Annotated in this window: 16 protein-coding genes; 11 read left to right on the top strand and 5 right to left on the bottom strand. The window is 60.3% G+C overall.

The annotated features are described in order from the left end of the window. The first annotated feature begins 235 nt into the window (after positions 1-235). The 5 genes from ACZ5C3_RS21700 to tenA all read left to right on the top strand — a co-directional run bounded on the left by ACZ5C3_RS21700 (position 236) and on the right by tenA (position 5,222). On the top strand, positions 236-1,258 hold the full coding sequence (locus ACZ5C3_RS21700) for a 2-keto-3-deoxygluconate permease (protein WP_464032921.1): 1,023 nt from the start codon (positions 236-238) through the stop codon (positions 1,256-1,258). 2 nt (positions 1,259-1,260) lie between these two features. After that, positions 1,261-2,514 carry a four-carbon acid sugar kinase family protein gene (locus tag ACZ5C3_RS21695; RefSeq protein WP_464032919.1) on the top strand — a complete coding sequence of 418 codons (1,254 nt, stop codon included), beginning with the start codon at positions 1,261-1,263 and terminating at the stop codon, positions 2,512-2,514. Continuing rightward, positions 2,511-3,506, top strand: a complete 996-nt coding sequence (gene pdxA / locus ACZ5C3_RS21690; protein ID WP_464032918.1) for a 4-hydroxythreonine-4-phosphate dehydrogenase PdxA — start codon at positions 2,511-2,513, stop codon at positions 3,504-3,506. The genes ACZ5C3_RS21695 and pdxA overlap by 4 nt, the downstream gene beginning before the upstream one ends. A gap of 216 nt (positions 3,507-3,722) precedes the next feature. Beyond that, positions 3,723-4,490 carry a DeoR/GlpR family DNA-binding transcription regulator gene (locus ACZ5C3_RS21685; protein WP_464032916.1) on the top strand — a complete coding sequence of 256 codons (768 nt, stop codon included), beginning with the start codon at positions 3,723-3,725 and terminating at the stop codon, positions 4,488-4,490. Positions 4,491-4,547: 57 nt separating this feature from the next. After that, the gene (tenA, locus tag ACZ5C3_RS21680; RefSeq protein WP_464032914.1) at positions 4,548-5,222 is read left to right on the top strand and encodes a thiaminase II; all 675 of its coding nucleotides are present in this window, start codon (positions 4,548-4,550) and stop codon (positions 5,220-5,222) included. Between the two features lie 57 nt (positions 5,223-5,279). On the opposite strand, the gene ACZ5C3_RS21675 is transcribed toward tenA, so the two are convergent. Both ACZ5C3_RS21675 and yghU read right to left on the bottom strand, forming a co-directional pair. Then, positions 5,280-5,624, bottom strand: coding sequence for a hypothetical protein (locus tag ACZ5C3_RS21675; protein WP_464032912.1), 345 nt, complete (start codon positions 5,622-5,624; stop codon positions 5,280-5,282). Positions 5,625-6,148: 524 nt separating this feature from the next. Then, positions 6,149-7,030 carry a glutathione-dependent disulfide-bond oxidoreductase gene (gene yghU / locus ACZ5C3_RS21670; RefSeq protein WP_464032910.1) on the bottom strand — a complete coding sequence of 294 codons (882 nt, stop codon included), beginning with the start codon at positions 7,028-7,030 and terminating at the stop codon, positions 6,149-6,151. A gap of 370 nt (positions 7,031-7,400) precedes the next feature. On the opposite strand from yghU, the gene serA reads away from it, so the two are divergent. From serA to ACZ5C3_RS21645, 5 genes are all read left to right on the top strand, one after another. After that, positions 7,401-8,669 (top strand): phosphoglycerate dehydrogenase, encoded by a 1,269-nt coding sequence (serA, locus tag ACZ5C3_RS21665; RefSeq protein ID WP_464032908.1) that lies wholly within the window; start codon positions 7,401-7,403, stop codon positions 8,667-8,669. Between the two features lie 117 nt (positions 8,670-8,786). Continuing rightward, positions 8,787-10,001 carry an MFS transporter gene (locus tag ACZ5C3_RS21660; RefSeq protein ID WP_464032906.1) on the top strand — a complete coding sequence of 405 codons (1,215 nt, stop codon included), beginning with the start codon at positions 8,787-8,789 and terminating at the stop codon, positions 9,999-10,001. A 280-nt stretch (positions 10,002-10,281) separates the two neighbouring features. Next, positions 10,282-11,331 (top strand): YeeE/YedE family protein, encoded by a 1,050-nt coding sequence (locus tag ACZ5C3_RS21655; protein WP_464032905.1) that lies wholly within the window; start codon positions 10,282-10,284, stop codon positions 11,329-11,331. Positions 11,332-11,446: 115 nt separating this feature from the next. Then, a complete protein-coding gene (locus ACZ5C3_RS21650; RefSeq protein WP_464032903.1) occupies positions 11,447-11,920 on the top strand; it encodes a DsrE family protein in 474 nt (157 codons plus the stop codon). A 16-nt stretch (positions 11,921-11,936) separates the two neighbouring features. Further along, the gene (locus ACZ5C3_RS21645; protein ID WP_464032901.1) at positions 11,937-12,389 is read left to right on the top strand and encodes a DsrE family protein; all 453 of its coding nucleotides are present in this window, start codon (positions 11,937-11,939) and stop codon (positions 12,387-12,389) included. A gap of 144 nt (positions 12,390-12,533) precedes the next feature. On the opposite strand, the gene ACZ5C3_RS21640 is transcribed toward ACZ5C3_RS21645, so the two are convergent. The 3 genes from ACZ5C3_RS21640 to ACZ5C3_RS21630 all read right to left on the bottom strand — a co-directional run bounded on the left by ACZ5C3_RS21640 (position 12,534) and on the right by ACZ5C3_RS21630 (position 14,439). Further along, positions 12,534-13,670: a YeeE/YedE family protein gene (locus tag ACZ5C3_RS21640; RefSeq protein ID WP_464032900.1), complete on the bottom strand. Its 1,137-nt coding sequence runs from the start codon at positions 13,668-13,670 to the stop codon at positions 12,534-12,536. A gap of 76 nt (positions 13,671-13,746) precedes the next feature. Further along, on the bottom strand, positions 13,747-14,124 hold the full coding sequence (locus ACZ5C3_RS21635) for a metalloregulator ArsR/SmtB family transcription factor (RefSeq protein ID WP_464032899.1): 378 nt from the start codon (positions 14,122-14,124) through the stop codon (positions 13,747-13,749). Between the two features lie 15 nt (positions 14,125-14,139). Next, positions 14,140-14,439: a thioredoxin fold domain-containing protein gene (locus ACZ5C3_RS21630; protein ID WP_464044266.1), complete on the bottom strand. Its 300-nt coding sequence runs from the start codon at positions 14,437-14,439 to the stop codon at positions 14,140-14,142. 148 nt (positions 14,440-14,587) lie between these two features. On the opposite strand from ACZ5C3_RS21630, the gene ACZ5C3_RS21625 reads away from it, so the two are divergent. Beyond that, a complete protein-coding gene (locus ACZ5C3_RS21625; RefSeq protein WP_464032895.1) occupies positions 14,588-15,331 on the top strand; it encodes a cytochrome c biogenesis CcdA family protein in 744 nt (247 codons plus the stop codon). Positions 15,332-15,347: the final 16 nt, after the last annotated feature.

Here is a 15,347-nt window from a genome sequence, read left to right as displayed (position 1 = left end):
ATCGTTTCTCCGCACTTTTCATCATAAAAAGACCAATCCGCCGGCGTCTCCGCCTCGGGCGTGGGCCTTCCTTGGCTGTGGTGCGCGGTTCCGTCTGCATGACAGTTTTGCGTAAAATGCGCAATAATTCCTTGATGGCTGCGCAAAATGTTCATAGAAGGCCGGAATTGCGCACGCCATAGAACCCAAGATTGCGCAAATTGATCGAATTGCGCAGTGCGCGGGAGAAACGAAAATGCAGCTTCCAATTAAACGAGCGATGGAAAAGGTGCCCGGCGGGATGATGGTAGTCCCCCTGTTGGCAGGCGCGCTCATCGCGACGTTCTTTCCGGATACGCCGAAGTTTTTCGGTTCCTTCACCGGCGCGCTGTTCTCCGGCGCGTTGACGATCCTTGCCGTCTTCTACGTCTGTATGGGCGCAAGCATCGACTTCCGCGCGACCCCTTACATCGTGAAGAAGGGCGGCACGCTGCTGTTCGTGAAGGTTGGCGTTGCCGTCATTCTCGGACTCGTCTTCGGCCGCGTGCTCGGCGAAGCGCCGATCGCGGCCGGCATGTTCGCCGGTGTCTCGACGCTCGCGGTGGTCGCCGCCATGAACGACACCAACGGCGGTCTCTACATGGCGCTGATGGGCCAGTATGGACGTCCGCGCGACGTCGGCGCCTACACCATCATGTCGCTGGAGAGCGGCCCGTTTCTCACCATGATTACCCTCGGCGTCGCGGGTCTCTCGGCTTTTCCATGGCAGACCCTTGTGGGCGCGATCCTGCCGCTCGTTGTCGGCATGATCATCGGCAACCTCGACCGCGAGATGCGTGATTTCCTCAGCCGTGCCGTGCCAGTCATGATCCCGTTCTTTGCGTTCGCGCTTGGTGCGGGCCTTGATCTGTCGAAGGTCTGGCAGGCGGGCCTGCTCGGCCTCGGCATGGGTGTGGGCGTGGTGATCGTGACCGGCATTCCGCTGTTCCTCGCCGATCGTCTTACCGGTGGAAACGGTGTCGCGGGTGTTGCTGCGGCATCGACTGCCGGTAACGCAGCCGCTGTGCCTGCAATTGTCGCTGCAGCCAATCCGGCTTACGTCGATGCAGCCAAGCCTGCGACCATTCTCGTTGCGGCTTGTGTTGTCGTCACCGCGATCCTGACGCCGATTGTCACCGCCTGGGTCGCGCGCGTGGTCGGCCGCGACGTCGAGCCTGAAGATGAAAGCGTGGCAGACACCGCTGCGATGACACCAGCAGCCCGACCGGCGGGGCACTGAACGTGACACGCGGCTGGCTGATCCTCGCGGACGATCTCACCGGCGCTGCGGACTCTGCCATCGCTTTCGGCAGACGAGGGCGTCCGGCTGCGGTGACGTGGGGTGAAGCCGCTGACGCCTCGGGTCACCAGTTGCCTGTGTTGGCCTACGACGCAGCGAGCCGGGGCCTTTCGGCCTCGGCCTCGACCGCCCGCCACGCCGATGTGCTGGCGCGCTTGTTCCAGTCCGAGCGTCGTCTGTTCAAGAAGATCGACTCGACGCTGCGGGGGCAACCCGCAGCGGAAACCACAGCTGTGCTTGCCCATCTCAAGTCGCGCTCGGGTCCGGCGCTAGGCGTGTTCGCGCCCGCTTTTCCGGCCACCGGTCGCACCACCATCGGCGGGCGCATTCTCGTCAATGGTCGCGCGCTTGAGGACACCGAAGTCTGGCAGCGCGATCACACCTATCCGAATGCCGATCTTGTCGATGTGCTCGCAACCGCAGGCATTCGCGGTGAGAAGATCCCGCTCGCCGTCGTGCGCGGTGGTGACCTGAAAGCCGTGTTCGAAAGGCTTGCGGGTGAGGGAGATGTGGTTGCGGCCTGCGATGCCGAAGCAGACCACGATCTGCACTTGATCGCAGAGGCGAGCTTGCAAGCATCGCACTCGACATTTTTTATCGGCAGCGCCGGCCTTGCTCACGCGCTGGCCGGCCTCGACGCCGGCCATGCCATCGAACCGTTGCGGATTCCAACCAGCGCATCGGGCACTTTGATCGTAGTGGGCTCGCTCGCCGGCGCGTCGCGCTCGGCCGCACGCGAATTGCAGGCGACGGGAACCGTTGCGCATTTTCCGGTCGCGCCGGAAACGCTGCTGACCAATAGCGTTGCTGCCCGTGCTGCGCTGGCTGCAGATGTGGTGAAACGGTTGACTAACGGTGGTGATGCATTGGTGGAGATCATGATGGATGATCATCCCGACATGTCGCTCGGCCCAAAACTCGCGCAGGGCCTTGCGGATGTGCTTGCAACCGTTGCGCCCGTGATCGGTGCCTTTGCTGCGACGGGCGGCGAGACCGCCGCGGCATTGTTGTCGCGCTTCGGCGTCAACGGCATCCGTCTCGCCGACGAAATCGAGCCAGGCGTGTCGCTTGGTCTCACCCTTGGCCAATTGTCCGTTCCAATCGCCACCAAAGCAGGGGCGTTCGGCGATGAGCACAGCCTCATCCGCATCAGCGAGCGTCTTCGCACCGTCCGAACCAAAGGAAGCTTCACATGACCCGTCCGACCATTGCGATCACTATGGGAGATCCAGCCGGTATCGGACCGGAGGTGATCATGAAAGCGCTGGCGCAGCCGGAGGTACATAAGATTTGCAATGCGCTTGTGATCGGCGACGCCAATCGTCTGCGCAAGGCCAGCAAGATCGTCGGCGTGCCGCTCGAGGTTGCTGCGTTGAACGATGCGAAGGAGGCCAATTTCGCGTCGGGGGCTGTGCAGTGCGTCGATCTGAAGCTGGTGCCGGACGATCTGCCGTGGGGCAAGGTGTCGCCGACGGCAGGCGAGGCGGCCTATCGCTACATCGCGAAAGCGGTGCAGGTGGTGCAGGCGGGAAGCGCGCAGGGCATCTGCACTGCGCCGCTCTCCAAGGAAGCGCTCCATGCGGCAGGACATAAATATCCTGGCCACACCGAATTGCTGGCGCATCTGACCGGCACGCCGGAAGTGTCGATGATGCTCGTGTCGCCGAAACTACGTGTCATCCATGTTACCACGCATATCGGTCTGCTGGATGCGATCGAGAAGATCGAGCCTGGCCTTGTCGAGCGCGTCATTACGCGCGGCCACGAGGTTCTGGTGCGCGCCGGCATTGCCAATCCGAAGATTGGCGTCTGTGCCATCAATCCACATGCCGGCGAGAATGGTCTGTTCGGCCGCGGCGAGGAAGCCGCGAAAATTACGCCGGCCGTCGAAGCTTGCCAACGCAAGGGTTGGGACGTGCGCGGGCCTTTGCCTGCCGACACTCTATTCTTCCTGGCCGGCCGCGGCGACTACGACATGGTGGTCGCGATGTATCACGATCAGGGGCATGGCCCGATCAAGGTGCTGGGGCTCGAAGCGGGTGTGAACATCACGGTCGGTCTGCCGGTGATCCGCACCTCGGTTGATCATGGCACCGCATTTGACATCGCGGGCAAGGGCATTGCCGACGAGCGCAGCCTGATCGAAGCGCTGCGGCAGGCGGCCGATCTTGCGCCCAAGGCGGCTTGAGACGTCGGTCCTGACGGACCCGATGCTCGTATGGGCCGGGCCGCGAATCCGATAGGATTGAGCCCGGCCAAAGCGTTTTCGAGCGAAGTGGGGACCGGTTCGCGTGAAGAAAACGCGTCAAAACAGAAATCCAGAGCATATTCGGTTCTGATCAATCAGAACCGAATATGCTCTGACGGCCATCAAGTCTGCTGGTGGAGTTGGGGCTAAGGTTCTATGTCGATGCGCAGCAAGGAGCGGCACGCTCGTCTGTTGGAAGCGCTGAATGCGGGCGAGATCGATGTCGACGATCTCGCGCGGCGCTTTCGTGTGTCGGCCTCCACCGTGCGGCGCGACCTGCAGCATCTCTCCAAGAACAATGCCGTGCGTCGCACTTACGGTGGCGCCATTCTCACTGGCCACGTCACGGAAGCAACCCTCGAACAGCGCCTTGCTGTGCAAGGCAAGCAGAAGCAGGCGATTGCAAACGCTGCGATTGATCTGATCGAAGATGGCGACACGCTGATCCTCGACGCTGGTTCGACGGTGGCTGCCTTCGGGCGGTTGTTGCAGCAGCGGCGGCTGCGCATCATCACCAACAATCTTGCGCTGCTGCCTTTTCTCGCCAAGGCGCTGACCATCGAGCTCGTGGTGCTCGGCGGCGCGCTACGCACCACCAGCATGAGTACGATGGGGCCGCTCGCCCAGGAAGCGCTGCGACGCATGACCGCCGACCGCGTCATCATGAGTGCTGATGGCGTGGTGAAAGACCGCGGCCTGTGTGAGGCGGATCTCGATCAAGTCGCCTTGAAGTCGCTGATGATGCAGCAGTCGAAAGAAGTCATTGTACTGGCCGACGCCAGCAAGCTTGGCCGCGCCGAGCAGGGCGCATGGGCGCCACTGCCGCCGCGCTGGACGCTCGTGACCGATGTCAGCGCATCGCTCGAACAGTGCAATCGTCTTGCAGAGGCAGGCGCGCGCGTGGTCGTCGCGGGGGCTCGCTGAGCTGGAATGGCGCTCGTGCGTGCGAAGGACACACATTGAGAGAGGCTGGTGAAAGTCATGAGTTTCTTCGATCGTTTAAAGACAGAAGCATCCGCCGAGTGGAAGGCTTACACCGAGCATCCCTTCACGAACGCGCTGGCGGACGGTTCGCTGGCCGAGCCTGCGTTTCGTCGATACCTCGTTCAGGACTACCTGTTCCTCATCGAGTTTGCGCGCGCCTACGCGCTCGCCGTTTACAAGTCGCCGAAGCTTGCGGACATGCGTGAAGCGGCGGCTGGGCTCTCGGCCATTCTCGACACTGAGATGGATCTGCATGTGAAGCTCTGCGCCGGCTGGGGCTTGTCGCCCGCCGACCTTGAGCAAACTCCTCCGGCGGTCGAGACGTTGGCCTATACACGCTACGTGCTCGACACAGGCATGCGCGGTGATTTGCTGGCACTCAAGGTGGCGCTTGCCCCTTGCGTCATCGGTTATGCGGAAATCGCAACGCGGCTCGCTTCGCGTCCCGATGCGTACGCGTCGACGAACCCATACCGCGTCTGGATCGCCGAGTATGCCGGTGCGCCGTACCAGGAGGTGGCAACGCACGCGCGGGCGCATCTCGATAGCCTCGCTGATCTCTACGCCACGCCGGCCCGCGAGGCAGAGCTGATTGAGATATTCAAGGAAGCCACCCGGCTTGAAGCCGACTTCTGGGAGATGGGCTGGCGAGCGGGCCAACGCCAAGTCTGAACTGAAGAGGCTGAACAGGCCAAGGATCAACAATGACGGACGTACCGCAACATGCGGTCAGCAGCCTTTGCAGATGCTTCCGATCTTTTTATCAAGCGCCGCTTCGTCCGGAGTTGGGTTGTACAGACTTTGGTTAAGCGTCCCCGCTGCGGGTGTCGGCTGCTGATGTGAAGGCAGCGGCGCGCTGCCGATCAGGCGAGGGTCTGGCGTCAGTGATGGCGGGACCGTCGGGTTGGCTGGACTTGCCAGACCGAAACCCATCGCGTGGTGCATACCGTTGCCGCGCATGCCGCCGTTGTGCATACCGCCGAACATGCCGCCACCATGCATGCCACCTCGCGCAAGAACCGGTGATAGTCCGGATAGCGTCAAAACCAGGATCGCTACGATTAATTTTTGCATGTCGCACTCCTTCAACGCGGAGCTTGAGGCTGCTTGTCTAAATCATCACGAGTTTTGCTGTGACCAGAGCTTCAGGGCTGCTGGGATAGTCATGGGTGGTGGCGCAATCCTCGAACGTTCGACATGGCAACACTCCACGTCCTGAATGCCCCAAAACTCATGTAGGCTCGCAATCTGTCCTGACCACCAAATGAGTGTTCAACAAAGCGGGAAGGAGAGGGGAGCTTCTGTGAACGCCATCATATCTGTCCTAAATCTGCCGCGAGATGTGGCGCAATTCCCATTTGCCAGAACAACTATGAGCCATTCTCGGCGAACGAAATCCGCACACCTCCGCGACCGGCATCAACATGGCGGCGACGATGGTCGGAAAAGTCGGGCCTTGGCCTCGAGGTGGATGAACCGTTCGTTCGCTCGCATCCGCTCATCGACGGGCCTTGTTACGTCTAAGATTTGAGGACTCCGGCCTTCAACGGAAAACGCGGGAGCCAAAGAATCCTTCTTTGGGTCCCGCGCAAAAAATCTTACTTCGCCGGTTCAAGCTTGTCCTGCGTTTTCGTTGCGAAATCGCTGGCTTCGTGGCGCTCGCGCAGTTGGCTTGACGGCTCTCCCGAGACGCGATTGACCATGCGTCCGCGCTGAACGGCCGGGCGTTTGCCGATCAAGTCGGCCCAGCGCTGCAAATGCTTGTATTCCTGCACCTGGAGGAATTCGGGGGAATTTCCATAGAGCCATCCCTTCACGAGGCCGCCATACCAGGGCCAGATGGCAATATCTGCGATCGTGTAGTTTTCTCCGGCGATGTATTCGTTGTGCGCGAGCTGCTTGTCGAGCACGTCTAGTTGTCGCTTCGTCTCCATGGCAAACCGGTCGATGGCGTATTCGATCTTGGTCGGCGCATAGGCATAGAAGTGACCGAAGCCGCCGCCGAGATAGGGTGCGCTGCCCATCTGCCAGAACAGCCACGAGAGACATTCGGCGCGTGCGCTGACTTCGGTCGGGAGAAATGCGTTGCCGAATTTCTCGGCGAGGTACATCAGGATTGAACCGGATTCGAAAACCCTGATCGGCTTGGGACCGCTGCGGTCCATGAGGGCCGGGATCTTGGAGTTCGGGTTGATGTCAACAAAGCCGCTGCCAAACTGGTCACCATCTCCGATCCGGATCAGCCAGGCGTCGTATTCCGCGCCGGTGTGGCCGAGCGCCAGGAGTTCCTCCAACATCACCGTAACTTTGACGCCGTTCGGCGTTGCCAGGGAATAGAGTTGAAGAGGGTGGCGGCCGACCGGCAGTTCCTTCTGGTGGGTGGAGCCGGAGATCGGTCGGTTGATGTTTGCGAACTTGCCGCCGTTCTCTTTGTCCCAGGTCCAGACGCTCGGTGGCGTGTAAGTGGTCGAATTCGTCATTCCGTCGCTCCGGGCGTCAGCTGCTTAAAGGAAAAAGGCGATGTGCCTTAGGCGGTGAATAAATGGGGACCGTGGCATACCTTAGATGGCGCTGCCATCAAGGTCATCCGTGTCCCGGGTCATATCTGTAATTCCCGAGGAGGTGAGGCAAGAGGCCGCCCACAACTTCGAACCGGACCCTTGGTGCTCCCGGAATCAGAATTGTCATGCACCCACCGCCCAATTCACCCGGAACTCTCTCGAATTGTCCATTGGGACAAAGGTCGAGGCATGAAATGAACGTGATCTCGCCAAGATCATTGAAACCCGAGCCGGCCTTTCATATAGACCGTCAGCCGTCGACGTACTCGTCGCTGAAGGATGCCTGATCGTGCAAAACAATCTCTCCCCGTCGTCCCAGCTCTCGCTTTCCAAAGACAAAATTCGGGTCTTGCTGCTCGAAGGCGTCAATGACAGCGCTGTGCAATTGATTGAGGCCGCCGGCTATTCCAATTTGACGCGTTTGCCCAAGGCGCTCGACGGCGAGGCTCTCAAGGAAGCCATCAAGGGCGTGCACCTGTTGGGGATCCGCTCGCGGACGCAAATTACCCCTGATGTGCTCGCTGCGGCAGACCGTCTGATCGCAATCGGCTGCTTCAGCGTTGGCACCAATCAGGTGGATATCGACAGTGCCCGCCGTGATGGAATTCCCGTGTTCAACGCGCCGTTTTCCAACACACGCAGCGTGGCGGAACTGGTGATCGGCGAGATCATCATGATGTTTCGTCGTCTTGTCCCGCGCTCCAACGCAGCCCACGAGGGGCAATGGGACAAGTCAGCCAAGGACAGCTACGAAGTCAGAGGCAAGACCCTCGGCATCGTCGGCTACGGCAATATCGGCTCGCAGCTGTCATACCTCGCCGAAGCGATGGGGATGCGGGTTATCTTCTTTGATCACACCGACAAGCTTCGTCACGGCAACACGGAGCCATGTGGCAGCCTGCATGAATTGTTGGCGCAGAGTGACGTGGTCACTCTGCATGTGCCTGAGACGCCCGCTACGCACGGAATGATCGGCCGCGAGGAGATCCGCGCGATCAAGCCGGGCGCGTATTTCATCAACAACAGCCGCGGCACAGTGGTGGACTTGGACGCGCTTGCCGAGGCCCTCAAGGAAGGCAGACTTCGCGGCGCCGCCGTTGACGTTTTCCCGGTTGAGCCAGGCTCAAATGCGGAGCGTTTCACAACGCCTCTGCAGGGTTTGGAGAACGTCATCTTGACGCCGCATATCGGGGGATCGACCGAGGAGGCGCAGGAACGCATTGGCGCGGAAGTCGCGCGGAAGCTCGTCGATTATAGTGATACGGGGTCGACAGTCGGCGCGGTTAATTTCCCGCAGGTTCAACTCCCGCCGCGCCCCTCGGGCACGCGGTTCATTCAGGTTCAGCGCAATGTACCCGGTATGCTCGGGCGGCTGAACGAAGTGCTCGCGCGCCACGCGGTCAACATCGCCGCTCAATACTACGAGACCAGCAACGACGTCGGCTACGTGGTTCTCGACGCGGATGCGTCGGCCGCTGACAGTCAGCGCGTTCTTGCGGATATCCGGGCGCTGGAAGGCACGATCCGGGCGAGATTGCTTTACGAGCGCAAGCTCTGAAACGATTGCTCGCTTCACGATAGATCACTAAAACGGCCCCATTGATCGCCGTATTGGCACGTCAGCAACAACAAGAGCCGGGACCGAACCCGGCTCCAGTCCGGGCAGGTTTTCTCCATGAACGAGACGACGATTCCTGACGGGGCGGTAGCCGATGCGCGCGCCCGCGCCAACGTGAAGCGGCTGGCGGTTGCCCAGGCACTCGGCGGGGCCAATTCCGCAGTCATTTTCGCCACGGGCGCTATCGTCGGCTCGGCATTGGCGCCGAGCGCCTCGCTCGCCACGGTGCCGATCTCGGTCTACGTCGTCGGTCTTGCCTCAGGCACGTTGCCGACCGGGATGATCGCGCGCACCTATGGCCGCCGCGTCGCTTTCATGGTGGGCAGCGGCGCGGGCGCGCTGTGTGGTGCGCTCGCTGCCATCGCGATTATCTACCAATCATTCGCATTATTCTGCTGCGCGACGTTCTTCGGCGGCTTCTACGGCGCGGTCACCCAATCCTATCGTTTTGCTGCAGCGGACGGCGCCAGCGCGGCTTATCGGCCGAAGGCGGTGTCGTGGGTTATGGCGGGTGGCGTGTTCGCCGGTGTGCTTGGCCCGCAACTCGTGCAGTGGACCATGAACTTCTGGCAGCCACATCTATTCGCCTTCAGCTTCGTGGCGCAGGCCATTGTGGCGCTGATTGCGATGGCGCTGCTGTCCACGGTAGATGCGCCGAAGCCTGCGGCTGCTGATCTGCATGGCGGCCGGCCGCTTGGCGAAATTGCGCGGCAACCGCGCTTCATCGCGGCTGCCATCTGCGGCATCGTCTCTTATGCGATGATGAATCTGGTGATGACATCGGCGCCACTCGCCATGAAGATCTGCGGCCTCAGCATCAGCGACTCCAACTTCGGCATTCAGTGGCACATCGTGGCGATGTATGGCCCGAGCTTCTTCACCGGCTCGCTGATCGCGCGCTTCGGTGCCCCCGTCATCGTTGCTGTTGGTCTCGCCCTGGAAGCCGTCGCTGCGATGATTGGAATCTCCGGAATCACAGTGATGCACTTTTGGGTGGGGCTTGTTGTGCTCGGCCTCGGCTGGAATTTCGGCTTCGTCGGTGCGTCTGCGCTGGTGCTGGAAACGCACCGGCCTCAGGAGCGCAACAAGGTGCAGGCCTTCAATGACTTTCTGGTGTTCGGCATGATGGCGATCGGGTCGTTCTCGTCGGGCCAAGTGCTCGCTGACTACGGCTGGTCGACGGTCAACATGATTGTGTTTCCGCCGATCCTGATTGGCTTCACCGCGCTTGTAATGGCGAGCGTCGTTCGCCGCCGCGAGCAAGCATTGTAGGCAGAAATCTCCGACTAGCTGCGCCATCATCGCGCGATGACATGTTACCGAGCTTTTTCCGAGTTCCGGGACGAGTGCAGTGTGATTAACGTAATGACGCGTAAACCGCGGAGAAGGATTTCCGCTCTGCGCTTCGCGAAGTAGGAAAACTCTCTCTCTGCGGTCTTGGCAGGGGAACATCCTCCTTAATTTTCCCGCGTTATAGACCGCTTCGCGCGCGGGCACTAAATATTGGCCAATTCTTGAGCGTTTTCATTGGATTGGCTGAGGAACGCCCGCCATGCCCGCTATCCCGGTTTCCGCAGGTTTTGCGATCGGTCTCGTTTTCGGTGTCGTTGGTTTGCTCAGCGGCTTTTGTCTCTTGAGCAGCCTGCGCGACTGGTGGACGACCCATGACGGGCGCAAGGTCCGCAGCTTTGCAGTGGCGCTGGCCGTCGCGCTCATCGGCACTCAGCTCGTCACCGGGATTGGTCTCGTTGATATCGCCAAGTCCCTCTATCTCCAGCCGACGTTCTCGGCCCCGGTGATGTTCGCTGGCGGCCTGTTGTTCGGTTTCGGCATGGTTCTTTCGAACGGTTGCGCCTCTCGCGCGCTGGTGCTGCTGGGCAAGGGCAACCTTCGTTCGCTCGTCGTGTTCGCCATTATTGGTATCACCGCGCAGATGACGCTGAAGGGACTACTGGCGCCTGCACGTCTCGCTGTGATGCAATGGACACAGATCTCGCCGTCGGCCATTTCGGCACCAGCTTTGTTGGCCTCTATGGGCATCGATGAGCTGGTTGCGCGCATTGCCGTGACGGCGATTGCTGCGGGTGCCTTGCTGATCTTTGCATTCTCTGACAGCCAGTTCCGGAAATCCTACGGCCAGATTGCTGCAGGCCTCATTGTCGGTCTGTTGGTGGTTGCGGGCTGGCTCTCAACCGGTTGGCTTGGCGCCGACGAATTCAATCCCATTCCGGTCACCTCGCTCACCTTCGTTTCGCCGATCGCGGACAGTGTGCAGTACACCATGCTTTCCACCGGCATGACACTGAGCTTCGGCATCGCACTTGTGGCGGGCGTGCTTATCGGTAGCTTTGCGACCGCCATTCTCACTGGCCGCTTCAAGCTCGAGGGCTACAACTCCCCGAACCACATGCTGCGTTCAGTTTCGGGCGCTGCACTGATGGGGATCGGTGGCGCGATGGCCTTTGGTTGTTCTATCGGACAGGGCCTCACCGGCCTGTCCACGCTCGCAATGCCGTCGTTTATCGCAGCCGCGGGCATCGTCATGGGCGCCGCCGTCGGCATCCGTGGCGCCGTCGTCATTCCGGCGCTCGCAACGCGGTAACCATTCATTCGCAGCCTGCAAATTTATAGCCGCACTGCACATAGCTTTGCGGGAGCGATTGGCTTACATCATGGCTATTGGCCGCGGTCCCTGTGGCTGATGGGACCGAGCCGACATGAATCGACGAACACTGCTGCAATCGCTTTTCTTTGCCTTGCCGGGTTTGAGTTTGATGCGTCCGGCATCCGCGCAGACGAAGTCCTCCGATAAAAAGCCGGAATCCGACAAGCCCTTCGCGGAGCATTTTATTGTTCTGCAATTGTCGGACTCTGATCCGAAAAAGGAGCGGCTGGTGCTGAGCGTCGCCAGCAATCTGCTCAAAGGCTATGGGCAGGACAAGATCGCGGTCGAGGTCGTCGCATTCGGCCCAGGTATCGATTTGCTGCGCGACACCAATGAATACCGATCTTTGGTCGACAGCCTTGTAACGCAAGGCGTGCGGTTCGACGTGTGCGGCAACACCCTCGACACCATCGAGCGCGAGACCGGCAAGCGACCGACCATCAATCCGCACGCCATTGAGGTGCAGGTCGGTGTTGAGCAAATTCTGAAATTAACCGAGAGCGGCTACACGCTCGTCCGTCCATGATTTAAGGAGATTTGAGATGCGATTTTTGCTGAATGCATTTGCGGCGGTGTTGATGCTGGCCGTGACAGCGTCATCGGGTTCTGCCGCAGATGCGAAAGAGCACCGCGTGGCTATTCAGGTCGACCAAAACGACCCGGCGGTCATGAATCTCGCACTCAACAACGCAACCAACATCATGGAATATTACAAATCCAAGAACGAGACAGTACAGGTCGATATCGTCGCCTATGGTCCGGGATTGCACATGCTGCGCGCTGATACTTCCCCGGTCCACGACAGGATCAAACAGATCGTGAATGCGAGCTTCCCCTCGAACATTAAGTTCTCCGCGTGTGAAAACACCAAGCAAGGCATGGAGAAGCGTGAGGGCAAGGAAATCAGCATCATCCCCGAAGCCGAAGTGGTTCCATCCGGTGCTGTACACCTGATCGAATTGCAGGAGCAGGGGTGGAGCTATCTGCGGCCCTGATGTTTTCTACTTTAGGGGCCGGTCTCTGCTCAGTAGGCTCGTGCGCTGGATTTGACGTTCGTATCAGCATTGCGGCGAGCCCTTACTACGAACGTCAAATCCCAAAGCGCACTAGCTTCATCAAGTTGCTAGTGTGGCTTTGGTTCAGAAGTCCGCATTCCAGACTCGCCGCAGGAATGATGCGGACTTCTGAACCGCCACACTAGCCCAGCTTCGCATAAGCATGTCGCGCGGCGAGCCATCCACCAGGATGGCGATGCCGAGCCGTGCGCCAAGCACCATGCCGCCCACAGCGAATGGCCAGGAGAGGGCCAGCATCGATCCCGCGCTGAGCCCCTGGCCGATGGTGCAGCCGCCGGCAAGAATGCCGCCGATGCCCATCAGCACCGCGCCCGAGAGGTGTCGCCGCATCTCGTGATCGTCGTCGAACGCTTCCCAACGCAATTCGTCGGACCACCAAGCAGCCGCGCATGAGCCGGTGATGACACCGAACACGCTGCCAACGCCGAAATCGGCGAAGTTGGAAACGTTCAGCAGACCGGCGAAAATGGCTTTGCCGATGGTGGATACGAATGTCAGGCTTTGCGGGCGCGGCGGCCCGGCGAAGTCGTCCGCGGCCATCACGGTGACGAGCCATCCCGCAACGATTAGCACGCCGAGCACGATTCCCGCAGTGAGTAGGCGTGGTGTGCGCCGCAGGCGCGGATCGCCAAGCGCCAACCAACATAGCGCAGCACCGCTGACTGCAGCGATGATCGCACGCACGTCAAAGCCGACAGCACGAGACGAGAGCGAAGCGATCTCGGACGTCGCGCCCTCCGGCATCGCGATCGCCAAATTTTCCAGCACGCTGATACGAAAACCGGAAAATACGCCGCGCAGCGTTGCATAGGCGGTCGCGCCGAGTACAAGGACCACGATCAGGCTGCGCAGATCACCGGTGCCGAGCCGGACGAGCGAGCCGAAGCCGCATGTGCCGACCATCGCCATGCCGATGCCAAACATCACGGAGCCGATCAAGATCGATACCAGCGGCAGCGCGGCCGGCGCGAACGTCGTCTGTTCGGGATCGAGAACGCCCGCTATCACTAGCGCTTGCGTGCCGAGAATAGCGATACCAAGCGCGAGGCCGAAAATGCGCAGCCGTCGGCTGTCCCCGCCCATCAATGCGTCCTCGACTGCGCCAAACGTGCACAGCCGCGCATAGCGCACGGCAAAGCCAGCCACCGCGCCGATGGCGAAGCCACCCAATGCTTGTATCCAGGCAGACATATCCTGCATGGACAGTCCTCCCGTCTTCGGCGCTGAATTTTAGCCTTGCGGGCTATTTCGCGTCCGCCTGCCGGGATTGGCAGGTTTATTTCTTGCCGGCAGCCGTGTCGGGCGCACAGAAGATATCGTAGACGACCGAGATCACGCGGCGCACATCGTCATCGGCAAGGCTATAGTAGATCGTCTTGCCGTCCCGCCGAGTGTCCACCATTCCGTCATATCGGAGGCGTGCGAGCTGCTGCGAAACAGCGGACTGGCGCAGCGAGAGAATGTTTTCCAGCTCGGTTACAGAGCGTTCACGCTCAGCCAGCAGGCAGAGCAGCAACAGCCGGTTCTCGTGCGACAAGGCTTTCAGGAAGTTGCTGGCCTTGCGGGCCTTGCGCATCAACTGGTCGAGTTCCGGCGAATATTCGGCGCCGTCGCGCAGTTCAGTTTCCAGGTCGGATGGAAGGATCGATGTCATGGCGGTCAATGTCGCTCAGATTCGATTGGGTTCATGCGCGGGTGGGACAAGCTTCGCCGTGAGTGCGTCGAGCAATCCCCAGAATGAATCGTCGTTGCTGTAACCGGTGATGCGTCCGATCTCATGGCCGTTGTCTACCACCACGAAAGTCGGCGTATAGCGGACAGGCGAGGAGAGGGTGACGCCACTGGCTTTCTGGTTCTGGATGTCGATGCGCCGCAGCGGCAGTGATTTGGATTCCGGCGTCTTTTCATAAAGCGAGCCGACATCGCGGTCCCATCGCGCGCAGTAGACACAGCCCGCCTGCTCAAACATCAACAGCTCCGATGCCCGTGCTACACCAGGCAAAAGCATACCCGCCGCGACGAATGCGGCAATCAAAGTTGACGTTTTTACGAAAGCTCTTGCAAACATCTGCTACATATATACGAATTCGCATGTTTCTGCCATAGCTGGAAAACCCGTGGTTTCTTCACTTTCTGTCATTGGAGCGATGGGCGCGGGACTATTGTCGTTCCTGTCGCCATGCGTTTTGCCTCTGGTGCCTCCTTATCTCTGTTTTCTGGCCGGGATCAGTCTTGAAGATCTGACGGGAGATGAGAAAGCGTCCCAATGGAAGCCCAACTGGCGGGTCGTCGCGCTTGCTTTCGCGTTCGTGCTCGGTTTCGCAACGGTCTTTGTTGCGCTCGGTGCGTCGGCTTCGGTTCTCGGCAAGATCGTCACGGCGCATTTCGATACGCTCGCCGTCATCGCGGGCCTGTTCATCATCGTGCTCGGTCTTCATTTTCTCGGCGTGTTCAGAATTGGGTTGTTGTTTCGAGAGGCGCGGTTTCAGACCATGAGTAACCCCGCGGGCTTTGTCGGGGCCTATCTTGTGGGGCTGGCCTTCGCGTTCGGCTGGACGCCCTGCGTCGGACCCGTGCTCGCCACGATCCTGATGGTTGCCGGTGTCAAGGCGTCAGCTGCAAAGGGGGCATTGTTGCTCGGCGCCTATGCGCTCGGGATCGGGATTCCCTTTCTGTTGGCGGCATTGTTTTCCGGCGTTTTCATGCGTCTGATGCAGCGGCTGCGCGCGCACCTGGCTGCTATCGAGAAGGTGATTGGCGGCGCTCTTGTTCTGACAGGCGTTCTGTTTTTGACTGGCGGAATGCCGCGTATCGCGGGCTGGCTGCTGGAGACATTCCCGGCCTTCGGGGCCATCGGCTGAAATCTGGAGAACTGCT

The organism is Afipia dichlorophenoxyacetatis (genome assembly GCF_055386385.1).
This window is presented reverse-complemented; position numbering and strand designations above follow the sequence as displayed.